16 protein-coding genes are annotated in these 14009 nt (G+C 45.5%); 10 read left to right on the forward strand and 6 right to left on the reverse strand.

Annotated elements, in window-relative coordinates; genetic code table 11:
• Nucleotides 1–36 precede the first annotated feature (36 nt).
• Nucleotides 37–1290 (forward strand): acyltransferase, encoded by a 1254-nt coding sequence (locus FE296_RS20575; protein ID WP_150366140.1) that lies wholly within the window; start codon nucleotides 37–39, stop codon nucleotides 1288–1290.
• 37 nt (nucleotides 1291–1327) lie between these two features.
• On the opposite strand, the gene FE296_RS20580 is transcribed toward FE296_RS20575, so the two are convergent.
• A complete protein-coding gene (locus tag FE296_RS20580; protein WP_150366141.1) occupies nucleotides 1328–2065 on the reverse strand; it encodes a hypothetical protein in 738 nt (245 codons plus the stop codon).
• A gap of 219 nt (nucleotides 2066–2284) precedes the next feature.
• Here FE296_RS20580 and FE296_RS20585 point away from each other — a divergent pair, with 219 nt between their 5' ends.
• Nucleotides 2285–3232 (forward strand): hypothetical protein, encoded by a 948-nt coding sequence (locus tag FE296_RS20585; RefSeq protein WP_150366142.1) that lies wholly within the window; start codon nucleotides 2285–2287, stop codon nucleotides 3230–3232.
• Between the two features lie 54 nt (nucleotides 3233–3286).
• Nucleotides 3287–3529, forward strand: coding sequence for an NHLP leader peptide family RiPP precursor (locus FE296_RS20590; protein ID WP_150366143.1), 243 nt, complete (start codon nucleotides 3287–3289; stop codon nucleotides 3527–3529).
• 77 nt (nucleotides 3530–3606) lie between these two features.
• Here the strand turns inward: FE296_RS20590 and FE296_RS20595 are convergent, their stop codons facing one another.
• Nucleotides 3607–5505: a sensor histidine kinase gene (locus FE296_RS20595; protein ID WP_150366144.1), complete on the reverse strand. Its 1899-nt coding sequence runs from the start codon at nucleotides 5503–5505 to the stop codon at nucleotides 3607–3609.
• Nucleotides 5506–5658: 153 nt separating this feature from the next.
• Complete coding sequence (locus FE296_RS20600) at nucleotides 5659–5940, reverse strand: hypothetical protein (protein WP_017690238.1); 282 nt, start codon at nucleotides 5938–5940, stop codon at nucleotides 5659–5661.
• A gap of 145 nt (nucleotides 5941–6085) precedes the next feature.
• On the opposite strand from FE296_RS20600, the gene FE296_RS32895 reads away from it, so the two are divergent.
• From FE296_RS32895 to FE296_RS20610, 3 genes are all read left to right on the forward strand, one after another.
• Nucleotides 6086–6247: a hypothetical protein gene (locus FE296_RS32895; RefSeq protein WP_017690239.1), complete on the forward strand. Its 162-nt coding sequence runs from the start codon at nucleotides 6086–6088 to the stop codon at nucleotides 6245–6247.
• A gap of 121 nt (nucleotides 6248–6368) precedes the next feature.
• On the forward strand, nucleotides 6369–6740 hold the full coding sequence (locus FE296_RS20605; protein ID WP_124117138.1) for a hypothetical protein: 372 nt from the start codon (nucleotides 6369–6371) through the stop codon (nucleotides 6738–6740).
• A 39-nt stretch (nucleotides 6741–6779) separates the two neighbouring features.
• On the forward strand, nucleotides 6780–6971 hold the full coding sequence (locus tag FE296_RS20610; RefSeq protein ID WP_036611535.1) for a hypothetical protein: 192 nt from the start codon (nucleotides 6780–6782) through the stop codon (nucleotides 6969–6971).
• Between the two features lie 102 nt (nucleotides 6972–7073).
• Here FE296_RS20610 and FE296_RS20615 read toward each other — a convergent pair whose 3' ends face one another.
• Nucleotides 7074–8288 carry an MFS transporter gene (locus FE296_RS20615; protein ID WP_150366145.1) on the reverse strand — a complete coding sequence of 405 codons (1215 nt, stop codon included), beginning with the start codon at nucleotides 8286–8288 and terminating at the stop codon, nucleotides 7074–7076.
• Between the two features lie 255 nt (nucleotides 8289–8543).
• Here FE296_RS20615 and FE296_RS20620 point away from each other — a divergent pair, with 255 nt between their 5' ends.
• The 3 genes from FE296_RS20620 (at nucleotide 8544) to FE296_RS20630 (ending at nucleotide 10942) form a co-directional block, all read left to right on the forward strand.
• Nucleotides 8544–9191, forward strand: coding sequence for a peptidylprolyl isomerase (locus FE296_RS20620; protein ID WP_150366146.1), 648 nt, complete (start codon nucleotides 8544–8546; stop codon nucleotides 9189–9191).
• Between the two features lie 485 nt (nucleotides 9192–9676).
• A complete protein-coding gene (locus FE296_RS20625; RefSeq protein ID WP_150366147.1) occupies nucleotides 9677–9937 on the forward strand; it encodes a YqkE family protein in 261 nt (86 codons plus the stop codon).
• A gap of 210 nt (nucleotides 9938–10147) precedes the next feature.
• The gene (locus FE296_RS20630; RefSeq protein WP_150366148.1) at nucleotides 10148–10942 is read left to right on the forward strand and encodes an SDR family oxidoreductase; all 795 of its coding nucleotides are present in this window, start codon (nucleotides 10148–10150) and stop codon (nucleotides 10940–10942) included.
• Between the two features lie 191 nt (nucleotides 10943–11133).
• Here the strand turns inward: FE296_RS20630 and FE296_RS20635 are convergent, their stop codons facing one another.
• A complete protein-coding gene (locus tag FE296_RS20635; protein WP_150366149.1) occupies nucleotides 11134–11895 on the reverse strand; it encodes a YwaF family protein in 762 nt (253 codons plus the stop codon).
• A gap of 262 nt (nucleotides 11896–12157) precedes the next feature.
• Here FE296_RS20635 and FE296_RS20640 point away from each other — a divergent pair, with 262 nt between their 5' ends.
• Nucleotides 12158–13132: a ring-cleaving dioxygenase gene (locus FE296_RS20640; RefSeq protein WP_124117143.1), complete on the forward strand. Its 975-nt coding sequence runs from the start codon at nucleotides 12158–12160 to the stop codon at nucleotides 13130–13132.
• Between the two features lie 83 nt (nucleotides 13133–13215).
• Here the strand turns inward: FE296_RS20640 and FE296_RS20645 are convergent, their stop codons facing one another.
• Nucleotides 13216–13923 carry a stalk domain-containing protein gene (locus FE296_RS20645; RefSeq protein WP_150366150.1) on the reverse strand — a complete coding sequence of 236 codons (708 nt, stop codon included), beginning with the start codon at nucleotides 13921–13923 and terminating at the stop codon, nucleotides 13216–13218.
• Between the last annotated feature and the right edge of the window lie 86 nt (nucleotides 13924–14009).

A 14009-nucleotide genomic window follows, 5' to 3' on the forward strand; every position in this document is an offset into this window, starting at 1 on the left:
ATGATGAACTCCGGTTCCTGGAGGGAGGATTACAATGTGAAAAAACCGCGCATAGCGGAATGGACCGAGCTGCGGGGCATTGCCTTTCTGGCGATCGTCATGCAGCATAGTATCGCTGAGTATATCTATCGCGCTGATATTGAACAACCGGATTCCATTATGCTGACCATGATTTACCATCTGACCCGATTTGGTACGCCAACGTTTGTATTTCTATCGGGTGTATTGTTGTTTTACCATCATCGTAACACCAAACCGGAATATCCTCGCTTCATTCGAAAGCGATTTGGCGATATCTTTATGCCGTTTGTCGTATGGACACTGATCTACTGGCTTTCTGTCCGTATCTTCACCCCCGCGTTCTGGCTTGCAGGCATACCGGATTTTCGCAGTCTGATTCGTGAACTGTTTGTCCCGCAGACGGGATATCATCTCTGGTTTGTCATTATGGTGTTTCAGTTCTATATTCTGTTCCCCCTGTTCTGGACAGGAGCAAAAGCCATCCAGAGACGTATCCAGAACGCCTCACGTTTCACGCCCATGCAAATCATTGTGGCCCTCATTGTCTTGGCAGCTGCTTTCTACGGCCTGCTTATGAAATGGTCCTACTATAATATGGGGGGCTGGACAGAATCCATGTCTGAGCCTTGGTCAACGTTACTGCAATATCGCTCCTATTCATGGGTGATGTACTGGTTCTACTTTTTACTGGGTGCCGTATGTGCCTGGTCAGTGGATAGCTGGAGGAGTTGGACCACGAAGGTGCTGCCATGGACGATCTGTCTGTTTATAGGGATGTATATTTGGCTTGGTTACGATGTGCTGCGTGGGTCCGGGAATGTTGTTAATCTGAATATCTCCACCTATCTGAAACCAACCACATTCCTGATCATTATGGCTCAGATGTTTATGATGTATGGTTTCCTTGTACTGATGCGGGGCAAAGATACACGGTTTCAGCGCCTGTTATCCTGGATTGGCCGCTATTCATTTGGTGGATATCTGGTTCATGCACTGGTGATCTACGCGATCGCTTATGTAACCAGACCGCTTCAACTCAGTGGATGGCATCTGCCTGTAACGTTGCTATCGTTCCTTGTAACGGTTGGTATTGCTCTTGCAATCAGTTGGGCATTATCCAAGCTTCCTGGCTCACGTTTCACCGTAGGGTTAATGCGTAAACCACGTTCTATACCTAATTCATTTGTTAATGCGGATAAGAGAAACTCACCCCAGCCAAGCCCCTCACCTATTCCCGCTCACAGTCGGGGAACGCGTGAGACATTATGAAATAAGGAAGAGCGTCCCCTTACGGAGACGCTCTTCCTTATTTCACTTCACTCGAAGTTGATCGTCCAGGAACAGGTTCCTGGGGACCCGGGGCTGGATGCACGTTGCCCTTCTGATTCACAAATCTCTTCAGATCACCCGTTAATTGTTCCTTCAGCTTGTCCACCAGCTGCGTTTCACTAATGCCTTTTGCCTGAGCAATCTCAGCCAGAGATTTCCCTCCCTGAAGCTGCTCGTGCAATTGAGCAGGCGTGACTCCAATAAACCGGGCAATTTCGCCCTTATCCACCATGGAACGTTTGCCATGGTGGGCAAATTCACGCCGCAAATCACGCAGCGGGGTATTGATGACCTTTTTCAACTTAGTATCCATGTCCGCCTTCGTGGCTGCAGCTTGTTCCTTGGTGAGGCACCCCTCATCTACAGCTTGATCCAGACGCTGTGTAAGTGTAGGCTTCAACTTCTGCAATAACTGCTCCTCACTAAGTCCCTTACGCTCTTTCGCAATCTGCGACAACGTCTTGCCAAGTTCCATCTGTTCTTTCAGATCCCGAAGTCCAACCCCAAGTAAGTCTGCCGTCTCACCAATCATGAACAGACCGTGTCCTGCCTGCATGCATGGCTTCGCTGGTTTGCCGGAGGAAGAAACTTTTGACGCATTGCCATGTTCCTCAGCCCAAACCGTTGAATCAGCAAATGCTACATGTCCTGTTGCTGCTGTTATAACTACGGCTGCCAATCCGGCTGCCATCCATGTTTTCCATTTCAAATTCATTTTTCTGCCGCCTTTCCGATGTCGAAATCCTGTGCTTTCCTAGTTTGAGCCTAAAATCCACTTTTTTATGCCATAAAATACAAAAAGTCATCATTTTTCTCACAATTGATCACAAAAAATCCTATTTTTTTCATTTTACTTCCGCTATAATGAATATAACTTCATGATCTAGTCGAACAGTCCTGAATCACCTTATCGCAGGAAGGACGAGATGTAACAGTGCGGAAAGATTGGTTAGATCCGTTTAGCTCCGATCTGGAGATGGTGTTTGCTTCAGCGGAACAGCTCGTACGGAAATATCCCGAACCCTTGTCAGGACATGCATTGGAGCAACTTCATTCGGTTAATCCCCTGTTACGAGATTCGGGGCACAGTTATATCGGGTATATCATTCCACTATGGATGCAATACTCAGATAAACTCCCACAGGAGAAAGCACAACAATTAAGTACAGCCTGTCTCATTCACATGTTATATTTTCTGAATCAGGACGACGTGATGGATGAACAACCCGAGAATGCCACATTGAAGTTATCCCTTGGTAATCTATACTACATGGATGCCCTTCAATCTTACTCGGAATTATTCGATCCTTCCTCCACGTTCTGGATCTATTTCAGACAATATGTAGTGGATTGGGCCGTGAGTGTCACGGGTGAGCATTCCATTGATTATTTCCAACAGAATCCCTTGTTGATTGCGCAAAAGGCTGCCCCTCTGCTCATTGGAGCTACTGGTGCACTGCTTCTGCTGAATCAGTCCGACGGGATCATCCCGGTGTGTTCTGCCATCAACATCACACTCATGACACTCCAGATGACCGATGACTTCACAGACACGCAACAAGATGCTGTGCATGGAAACTACAACAGCTACCTCTCCCACATATCCGCAGCACTGAATCACAACTATCCAGTTCATCCTCTAAGCGACCGTATACATGACAATGTATACAATACACAACTCATGAACTCTTACGTAGACATTGCTTATCACTATAATCGTACATTAACATCGTCTAACTTAGGAATATCGCATCTCAAAGCGTTTAATTCTTATTTATGCAGCACTTTAGTACAAGCTGTTCAGGACATTACACAACGGAAGAAACAGCTTCTCCAAGGCGGGTTTCATCACTGGATTAGCGAGCAACAGTTGGGATTCTGAGCATAAGGACTAAGCTGATTCAGTTTAATTTTAAATATGAAGGGAATGTTGACGATGACGGTATCAGAGAAAACGTTGCATGAGGATATTATTGAAAAGGCTTGGACTGACGAGCACTTCAGACAACAATTGCATTCCAATCCGAAGCAGGCGCTTCGTGAAGCGTTCGGCATCGTAATTCCGGAGCACATTCAGGTACGTACTGTTGAGGAGCAGCAGAATGACTATGTGCTTGTCATACCTCCCAATCCTTCCAAAGTAAATTATGATGTGAATTGCGGACCTTGGAGAAGTTAATTCGGGTGAGCTAATCTTGTAGTGTAAGAAATCAGGGGTAGGAACAAAAAAAGCCGCTGTATCCTTCTGTGAGTTCGTCATTCGACGAACTCGGCAAAAGATACAACCGCTTCTGTTCCTACCCCTTTGGTGCTTGTAAAGCTGATCTGTCCTTGCATCGCTTCAACAATTCGGAATGTCACCATCATGCCCAGGCCTGTGCCTTTGATTTTATTGGAGAAATAAGGCTCGCCCAACCGGGAGAGTGCCTCCTCGTTCATCCCTTCTCCGTTATCCCTGACATGCACCTTAATCATTCCATCCTGCTTGTACGCCCAGATATCAATCTGGCCTTGTCCCTGCAAAGCTTCAATACTGTTCTTGATAATATTGATAAAAGCCTGCTTGAACTTCGAGGAATTACCTCGAATATATAGATCTGGCGGAATGTCGGTGGTGATTTTACCACCTTCCAGATTAGCCATCGGTACAAGAATGCCTTCAATATGATTGAATTCATCCGAGATATTGAGCGAGATAATATGGTCAAACTCAGGTTTTGCAAAGGTAAGAAAATCCGTTATGATGCCCGATGCCCGATCAAGTTCTTCCAGTGCAATTCGCACATACCCCTTATTTTTGTTGTCTTCCTGTTCCGTCATAAGTTGCAGGAACCCTCTTGTCACCTGAAGTGGATTACGAACTTCATGGGCAACAGAAGCGGCCAATTCACTAATAATCTCCATCTTTTCGGATCGCTGCAACTCATTGTTGAACAGCTCCAGTTCCTTGGAATACTCTAGAACTTTAGTATGTTTTTCGGCAAAACGACTTCCGAGAATGGCAATCAACGAGATCACAAATGCAACCATGGACCATTTCCACCATAACAGATGATACGTCCCACTCCGCTGATAATACCACAACAGTTCAGCCACACTGATCAAGGCAAATGTACCGAATCCCGTCGCAAGCAGCATAGCTTCCCGATTTCGTTGCAGCGCTTTAGCGATGGTACCAACCAACAGGATTGTCAGCAGAATGACCAGCACAATGCCAACCACACGTTGTACGAGCAGATTGTAGAGGATCTCCCATTGCCCACCTGAAGTAACATAGATAAATAGAGAGAACACAGCGATAACTGAATATATGAATACTATTTTTCGCAGTTTGGTGAAGATTCCATGCAGTCCTGGCCCGATAATCTGTTCAAAAAAATAACATAGCGCTGGCATACCCAGCAGCATCGCCAGATCAAAGACTACGGAATACAGGTCACCATATACCTGATAGAACGTATACAAAAATTGCGAGTACGTGATAATCATCGTGCCAATGGAACCCATCACAATGCATAGCGAGATCCATAATCCCTTATGGAATTTGCCAAGGAAGAACGTACAACTCAGCATCGTAATCGCTGTGAAAACAAAGGTCGCGCCCAAAATTACATCAATAAGTCCGTTATGAATATATTTCTCCTGTAACGCGGCATAAGGTCCAACCTGAACAGTACCTTGTATCCCCAGACGACCTTTTTCATTTTGTGACCATACATAGAGCGTGTCACCTGAATTTTCGCTGGATAAGGGCAGCAACACAGCATTATTATCATAATTGTAATGGTAGTTCTCGTAGACCTTGCGGTCTTCCAGATAAACAACAATATGATTGCCTTTAATGTTCTCAAATCGAATGGCTGAACTTTCCTCACTCAACTCAGGAATGGTCAGGCGAGTCCATAAAGAATTCGATCGATCCGTATTGCTATACTCTAACTTATCGCTGCCCTGCTTTTCCCATATCTCGTCTGCTCCCTTAACCTCACTGATGAACCCTTGATCGTCAACGTTCCCCCATTTTACTTCCCATCCTGTAATGGATACAGGTTGCTGAACCGCTCCTGTAGTTGCAAAGACTATCCCATGTGGCATGCCTAGAATAATCAATACACTCATCCATAAGATGACGATAGCTTTGGGCACATTTTTCATTCACAGCACCTCAAAGTTCTAATTTTCCCTATCTTAGATTCTCTCATTTATCATTCGCCACCGTTTGTCACGTCACCTTCTTGAGATAAAATGAAATTTCACATTTAAGTCGATTTATAGTCTTATTTCCATTTTATTGTTAAAGTTATCCGATTAATCACGCAAGTCTTCGAACTGGTTCACTATCATTTCCCGTTCTTTCTGTTCAACTTGACTGCGAAATTCAAGCCACTGCTCTGTCTCCTCATCATCATAGATGGTCCATATGTCGGAAAAAAGGAAATCCCGTAACTGTACAACTTGCCCGGACCATATACCGCCTACCCAAAACAAACCATCTGGACGACGGATGACGGTACGGGAGAACCCGGGTGTGGACGCCTTTTGTCCGATACGGATGCGTGTGATCATATTGCCCAGTGTGAACCAGTCCACATGAAATTCCTCCCTTACATATTCAAGCTTCATCATAACATAGGCAAAATAGGAAAAGCTGTAAAAACGGTGGCTGCGATTCAATCCTTTGCTCCGGGTGTAATGGTTTCTCAAAGCAAACAAACATGCTAAGGAGATGATTACAATGAATGAGCCACATCGTACGGTTGAGGTGGAACATAAGGATGTTCAGCATAAATCGGATTCAAGTATGGTCGCTTCCACATTTATTAAATATGCCGCATATATCATTATCTTTTTCGGATTCTTATACTTCTTGGTTAAATATGTATTCCCCAAATTCTAAGGCATTCATATCGTAGTGAACACCCGGAGATAATAACCTGTGCAAGATTACAACACCAGCGCTTTGGGTAACTACGGGGTAAGAAGTTTTGGACAACCGACAATGAAAGGAAGTGTTACTCATGTCTGACAAACCAATTAGTAACGAAGAGAGCGACCGCTATTATGACCGTTATCAGAGGTCCCGCGATATTCCCCCAGAGACGGAAGTCCCGGAAGGCGATATGGATACCTTTGATGAAGTTTCCGGCAGACGGATTGTAACGGAATATACGGATCCGGCACCCGTAGCCGCAACTGCTGTGGACGAGCCGGAATTGGATTCACGTTTGGCTGAGACACCGCTGGAATCTGTACCGGATGCAGATCTTCTACAACCGAACAGTCCGGTTGATCCTGCTGCACCCGATCCGGATGCGCTGCATGGTACCGATTTGCTTAATGGTGCTGGTGCGGATGCCAAACCGGAGAACGACATTCCACCACGCCATTAACGGCTGTTATGACATCCTGAATTAGGAGGTGCATACACGATGAAGGAAGATCGCCAAAAGCATGTGCATGAACCGGATAATCTCGTGACCGAACGAGATATTGACCCGGACTTCGGACTATTCACTGAGGACTCCTTCCCCGAAGCACTTGAGGATGAGGATCAACGTGATGCGGTCGAGCATGCCATTCCCAAAGAGAAGGCTTCTCGTAAGCCCTCTTCGGATGACTAACTTATATAGATCCGTAGTAGACTTAAAAAAGATGACGTCTGTATTTTCACAGCGTCATCTTTTTTGTTACCTGTAAGTTCACTTACTCTTAGTGATTCAGCATCATCGCTTAGCGGGAAACTTACTTGCCACGGGCAGTTTGTGATCCAATCCTGACCACTTCGCTACAATCGCAGTGATGATCAATGCCACTCCATTAATAATAAATATCCAGCGTATCGGCAGCCAGCCCCCAAGTACACCACCAATGATCGGCCCTGCCATCGTCCCGATCTGGGCAGCGGACTGATTCAGACTAAAGGCCCTGCCCCGGAAACTCGATGCGGTAGCCTGCACAATCATGGCGTTAATCGCCGGAAATACAGCCGCAAAGAATAACCCATACACAAATCGTAAAATGCCGAATGCTATATAACCTGTTGTAAAGAACTGTAGAAGATTCCCTACAGCCCCACCAACCAGTCCAATGATCAACACTTTACCGTATCCAATCCTTGAACCAATCTTGCCCCACCGCGGCGCCATAATAACTGTTGCTACCCCCACCGCTGAGAAAATAATACCCGAGCTGAGTGAGGCACGATCCGGTTGAACGCCCATCTCCATCACATATACCGTCAATAGTGGCTCCAGAATCATGACGGAGAATGTACATATACCCATCATGCCAAGCACCGTCATAAACAAACGATTTGCTCTCGCTTCACGAATGTCATCCATGACGTGGGAACGAGCTTTGTTCCGGTTGAAGTTCTCTTCTTTTACCCAGAAGGTTGCGATGATTGCTGAGACTAACACAACAATAGCCGAAAACAAAAATGCATTCCGGTTACCATAATAATGACTCACCACGCCACCAATTAACGGTCCGATAATACCACCAGTGGCTCCTGCAGTGGACATAATACCAAGGGCATAACCAGTCTTTTCTTCAGGTGTATTCGTACCTACCAGAGCAATCGCTGCCGGAACAAACCCTGCAAGCAGACCCTGAAACAATCGAACAACAATCAGCGAATACGGGTCCTGCACGAAATAATTGATTAAATACAAGACGGCAAGGCTGTATCCCGACCGGATCAGCATGGGCTTGCGTCCGTATTTATCAGCCAGGGATCCCCAGAACGGAGATACGAGTGCACTCGCGAGAAACGTAATGCCAAATGCCAGTCCTGACCATAACTCCAGGTGATCACGAACCCCCAAGTCAGTACTTAGAAACAGGGGCAGAAATGGAATCGAGATCGAATACGCGGTGCTACAAAAAAATACACCAATCCACAATATGACCAGATTGCGCTTCCACGAGAAGTTCATATACCCGCACGCCCTTTCCGTTACTGACGTCGGGACTGCCGTGTATTGGAGCGGACGGAACAGACCCGTACGTCCCGATGCGGAAGCATTTTCCTTATTTTACACCCATCATTCCACGAAGACCATCCCTTGTTCACCACAAACACATGTATTACATTGCCATCCTGTCCACAAAAACGGTATGATAGTTGGGTAAATATCCAAATATGATTTGGAGAAAATATATAATGCAGAGATGCAAGGAGGAACGTTTTCATGTCTTTACATTGGAAAAAAAATACAGTGGTCTCGCTGGTAATCGCGATGCTGCTTATCGTCATTAGTGGTTGTGGACGCCCTTCGAGTGGCGCTACAGAAACACCAGCTCCAGTTGAACCAACGGGTCCCAATCCGGTAGCTACCATTGAAATGGCAGATGGACAGAAGATCGTCATTGAGCTGTATCCGGAAATTGCGCCCAATACGGTGAACAATTTTATTTCACTAGCGAATCAGGGTTTCTATGATGGCACAATCTTTCACCGTGTTATTCCAGGTTTCATGATTCAGGGCGGAGATCCAGACGGTAATGGTCGAGGTGGCCCAGGGTATGCCATTAAGGGTGAATTTACATCCAACGGTCACAAAAATCACCTGAATCATACTCGCGGAGTCATTTCTATGGCACGCGGAGATAATTTGGATTCGGCTGGTTCTCAGTTCTTCATCATGTTAGCTGACGCGGATCATTTGGATAACGCCTATGCTTCCTTCGGTAAAGTAACGGAGGGCATAGAAACTGTGGATAACATTGCAGCTCAGGAAATAGGTGAAGGTGACAAACCCGTTAAGGATCAAGTTATGAAAAAAGTTACGGTAGACACCCACGGTCTGGAATATCCAGAACCGGTAAAAATGCCTTAATTAACATCCTTGCCAAACGGATGATAATCCATGGTTATGACTTGTTAATAAACTCTAAACAAACAAAAGCTCTGTCCTGTGCGAATCTCGCAAGGCAGAGCTTCATTTATTGATTTTAATGATAGCGGTTACATATATGACTTTATAAAAAATGACCTCTTCCGGCATCATCCTCAATACATCCATCCCATCAAACGTAACCAGCCGATAATCGCAATCCATAACGGGCAGCTAAAGGCAACACCCCATGCAAGCCCTTTCAGTAAACCACGGTTTACTTCCACGAACAACGACTCCTTTCTCCAGGGAATAGTCGCAGTATCGGTAATAGTATATGATTTTATACCCGATTTCATTCGTCACGCAACCCTCATTTTCCTGCTTTTTGTTCCGCAGTTTCATGGAATGCATTACGGGAACCTGATATACTATGACTACTGTACGAGAAATGGAACCTGATTCATGTTTGGAAAGGAGATTTTCCTATGGCAAAATCCAAAAAACGCCCCCCTGCTCCCAAAGCAGTAGCACAAGATAAACCTACAACACTGAAAGATCTACTGAGCAGCGATGTGCTGGAGAAGCTGAAAGCTCAGGCGGATGAAGCCAAGGCTGCTGAAGCGGCTCTTAAAGAGCAGGAACGTCAACAGGCAGAAGAAGCTCGCCAAGCGGAGCAGAAACGCCGGGATAACGATTTCGAATATTTGCTCAATAACAGTGCAATGGACTGGAAGAAACATAAGTAAGTTTCGGACATGACTTGAATGAGTTTCCCACCATTCACATGCCAAAATAAGTTCACAGCAGACAGATCATGAAGCTGATCTGCTCACAGAACAGGGCCGCATTGCGGTCCTGTTCTTTTTGATATAGACACATATGATTCACCAGTCTTGAGCCGGGTATGTAAAAGTAGAGCGTACAACGATAATCTATACCATACGGAGGGATCAGAGATGACAGAACAACGTTTGGAAGGCAAAGTGGCGATTGTAACCGGAGGTGGATCGGGTATTGGTCAGGCTACCGCTATTCGTTTCGCCGAGCATGGAGCCAAAGTGTACATGCTGGATCGTACACCCGAAAATGCGGAGGAAACCAAGCAGACGATTGAAAAGGCTGGCGGAGAAGCGTATGTGATCGAATGTGATATCTCCAAACCGGATAATGTGCAGAATGCGATCAATCAGGCTGCGGCTGAAGCGGGTAAACTGGATATCATATTTGCAAATGCCGGCATCAACGGAACGATGGCCCCGATCGAAACGATGGAAATCGAGGACTGGGACCAGACGATGGAGATCAATATGCGCGGAACCTTTGCAACCGTCAAATATGCCATCCCCCATCTGAAAGAACATGGCGGCAGCATCATTATTACCAGTTCCATCAACGGTAACCGGGTCTTCTCAGGGATCGGTTTCTCTGCATACGCTTCCAGCAAAGCGGGACAAACTGCGTTTACAAAAATGGCTGCACTCGAGCTGGCTCGTTATAAGATCCGTGTTAATGCCGTCTGCCCAGGTGCCATCGATACCAACATTGATGATAACACCTACCCGTCGGATGATCTGAAAGAAGTACAGATTCCTGTTGAATTCCCTGAGGGTCACGAACATCCGCTCAAGGGCGAACCTGGAACGTCGAAGCAAGTGGCGAACCTCGTTCTGTTCCTCGCTTCCGATGAAGCCTCTCATGTTACAGGTACACGAATCTATGTGGATGGTGCGGAATCTCTGCTCCGTGGATAAAATATAAATATAAGTTGCCCCCTTTCAGGGACAACGTCCAAACATCCCGTAAGCATCTGATCCGTTCAGATTACTGCGGGATATTTTATATATAGTGAAGAGCATTTCGCATAAATCCCGTGAGCGGTAGAATTAGAATTATGCAAAATGCTGAGAATTATAATACGGGCGGGCGCATGCAAGGATTACCGCTAAACTGCATTGCTTTTACCTTTTTTCATACGATGGTTCAACCAGTCTGGAATGGCAAAGAGCAAAACGTACATTAGCGAGAACAAGACTAGCGCAAGTATCTCTTCCCCAAGAATATACATGGGATACGGACCTAGCATATCAAGCACCGAGGGTGTACTTGGTTTATATCTTAGAAACATGTAATTCGCGTCAAGCATGACATCTACAACGTATACGATTAATGCCGCCACATTCACAAATATCATTGAACCTGCTACAGATCTCCAGCTAGGTCGCAGCTGTTCCACCCAGGTCATGTAGAGTAAAGCCAGAATGATACAGGCATGAGCAACGAAAAATTGAATGAATCGAAAATGTGCATAACCATAACCCAGATTAGGAGTCAGGATCGCCATAAGGGCTCCAGCAATGCCTGCAAACAGCAGCGCAGAATGTAACAGTCGACTGCGTGTCAGTAGTAACAACGCCGATAATAGCAGAGACAGACTGCATAGTTCGAGTGGCAGTGACGTCTGCAGGCTCCATATCCCTCCATACACATACCAGAGCTGCAGCACGATTTCGCAGGCAAACATGATACAGGCCAGAACAATCCGCAGTATGCGGCGTGCCCTCTCTGACCATGATCGAAGATGGTGTCGAAGCAAAAACATCAGTACAATTAATGCTGTAATTACGCTAATTGAAACGATATGTGAAGTGGAGAACAGAATAAACGGCTCTGCATCATAAGGGTCCAGCCTTGGTGGATACGCCATGCATCTCTTCTCTCCTTTACAAGGATCTCACCAACATTATCTCTCTTTAATGTTAACTTTTTCATTTTGCCATTGAATGAAATTACTGTCCAGTTGGAATTCTAAATAAGCATTGTAATTTAAATATCTTTATGTTAAGATAAATTCAGAACCAAAACAAACGAAAAGTTAGTAACTTTCTTAATCGAAATAAAATATACCGTACTTAACAAACGTTCAACTGAACATTCACACTATCCCATTTCATCTAGGAGGAATTATTATGCAAATCAAAGGACTTCACCACGTATCAGCTCTAACCGCACATGCCGATCAGAACTATCGTTTCTACACCAACATCATGGGTCTGCGCCTCATTAAAAAAACAGTCAACCAGGACGACGTGTCTGTCTACCATCTCTTCTATGGCGATGAGAAAGGCAATCCGGGTACCGAACTTACCTTCTTCGAGATTCCGATGGCCGGACAGACTCGTGAAGGTGTGAACAGCATATCTGGAACGTCACTGCGCGTTCCAAGTGATGCGGCACTTACTTACTGGCAGCAGCGTTTTGACGAATTCGAAGTCTCACATGGAGAGATTGTTGAACGGGGTGGTCGTGCGACGCTCTCATTCACAGACTTTGAAGGACAACGTCTGATTCTGGTCTCGGATGAAAACAACACAGGTGTCGCTGGTGGTAAACCATGGGATCAGAGCCCTGTGCCTGCCGAGTATGGCATTATAGGTCTTGGCCCTATCCATCTTACGGTAAAAGATGCTTCTCTTACCGCTCCGGTTCTTACCGAACTGCTCGGTTTCAGAGCTAAAGGAAGTTACCCAGCCTTTACTCCAGGTCAACCTGATGTACTCGTTTTTGAATCCGGTGAAGGTGGCAGCGGCTCCGAGGTGCATGTTGAGGAACGGAATGACCTTGCCCAAGAGCGTCCTGGACGTGGCAGCGTACACCATGTTGCGTTCCGTGTGGATAACGAGGAAGAACTGAAACAATGGGTGGAACGGGTTCGTAACTTCCAATTCCCTAACTCCGGTTTTGTAGATCGCTTCTACTTCCGCTCCCTGTACTTCCGTGAAGCAAACGGTATTCTGTTCGAACTTGCAACCGATGGTCCGGGATTTGATACAGACGAAGAATTGGAGCATCTGGGTGAATCGCTTGCTTTGCCTCCATTCCTTGAAGGTCGCCGCGCCGAGATTGAAGCTAATCTCAAACCGCTGGATACCGTCATTCGTTAAACATAAAAACGATTATCACAATGTGTGTTATGGACTTGATCCAGCAACACCATCGTTGATAATCGTTTTTTATTACGTCTATTTTATTTAACCAAGTATGATGTGGTAAGAGGCACAAACAGCGATGAAACCGGATCTTCAGATACAATCTCGACATAGACAGCGTCTGTACCTTTAACATCCACATCTAGACTCATCATACCGCTTTCTGGAGTGATATTGAACTTTTTGAGTGTCGCGAGATCCTGATCATAGATATGAATCTCCTGATTTCCTTTCAGCGCGGCAAGTTCCAAGTGCAGAGAAGAATACTTTTTACCCGTATTAATCTGGATATCATCCCCCTGTTTCGTAGGATCATTATGCAGATAAACATCCTTGTAATCCTTGCCTTTATATGTGGTATCCTTAGGATCTTTGGTGTGCCAAGCGGTAGAACCCAGTACGGATGTTCCAAGTGCACTCAGCGTTACTTTTCCGTTGGTTACGGGCGCAGATCCATTCGTTCCACCGATCAGGACGGAAGAAGTTGCACCGTCATAATTGATTTCAGTTCCAAGCAGTGTTCCAACCGCACGAACTGGCAAATACGTTGTTCCGTTGTACGTAATAGGCAACACCGTTTTACCATTGGCATCCTTCGCTGTCACGGTCTCGCCATTCAGTTTCAACGTAATTTTGCTATTCAAATACGCTTTAATCTGTTCCAAACCTGTTGCTGCAAGTGCACCTGTCCCGATCCCAAGCGTTAGTGTGCCTACCATCAAACCCATTACAACCTTCTTCTTCATCCAAATCCCTCCTGAACGTTAAATGATTAGTCCTTTATACATTTAAACGACTAAAGTGATAATGTCAATTGTTAACTGCATTTTTA

Source organism: Paenibacillus sp. UASWS1643 (assembly GCF_008693195.1).
Taxonomy (GTDB): domain Bacteria; phylum Bacillota; class Bacilli; order Paenibacillales; family Paenibacillaceae; genus Paenibacillus; species Paenibacillus amylolyticus_B.

What these genes read in the sequence shown, in the direction of transcription:
- FE296_RS20640 (WP_124117143.1), top strand. Translation starts at nt 12,158, where the DNA reads ATGCAAATCAAAGGACTTCACCACGTATCAGCTCTAACCGCACATGCC.
- FE296_RS32895 (WP_017690239.1), top strand. Translation starts at nt 6,086, where the DNA reads ATGAATGAGCCACATCGTACGGTTGAGGTGGAACATAAGGATGTTCAG.
- FE296_RS20580 (WP_150366141.1), bottom strand. Translation starts at nt 2,065, where the DNA reads ATGAATTTGAAATGGAAAACATGGATGGCAGCCGGATTGGCAGCCGTA.
- FE296_RS20610 (WP_036611535.1), top strand. Translation starts at nt 6,780, where the DNA reads ATGAAGGAAGATCGCCAAAAGCATGTGCATGAACCGGATAATCTCGTG.
- FE296_RS20615 (WP_150366145.1), bottom strand. Translation starts at nt 8,288, where the DNA reads ATGAACTTCTCGTGGAAGCGCAATCTGGTCATATTGTGGATTGGTGTA.
- FE296_RS20605 (WP_124117138.1), top strand. Translation starts at nt 6,369, where the DNA reads ATGTCTGACAAACCAATTAGTAACGAAGAGAGCGACCGCTATTATGAC.
- FE296_RS20645 (WP_150366150.1), bottom strand. Translation starts at nt 13,923, where the DNA reads ATGAAGAAGAAGGTTGTAATGGGTTTGATGGTAGGCACACTAACGCTT.
- FE296_RS20595 (WP_150366144.1), bottom strand. Translation starts at nt 5,505, where the DNA reads ATGAAAAATGTGCCCAAAGCTATCGTCATCTTATGGATGAGTGTATTG.
- FE296_RS20620 (WP_150366146.1), top strand. Translation starts at nt 8,544, where the DNA reads ATGTCTTTACATTGGAAAAAAAATACAGTGGTCTCGCTGGTAATCGCG.
- FE296_RS20590 (WP_150366143.1), top strand. Translation starts at nt 3,287, where the DNA reads ATGACGGTATCAGAGAAAACGTTGCATGAGGATATTATTGAAAAGGCT.
- FE296_RS20635 (WP_150366149.1), bottom strand. Translation starts at nt 11,895, where the DNA reads ATGGCGTATCCACCAAGGCTGGACCCTTATGATGCAGAGCCGTTTATT.
- FE296_RS20630 (WP_150366148.1), top strand. Translation starts at nt 10,148, where the DNA reads ATGACAGAACAACGTTTGGAAGGCAAAGTGGCGATTGTAACCGGAGGT.
- FE296_RS20625 (WP_150366147.1), top strand. Translation starts at nt 9,677, where the DNA reads ATGGCAAAATCCAAAAAACGCCCCCCTGCTCCCAAAGCAGTAGCACAA.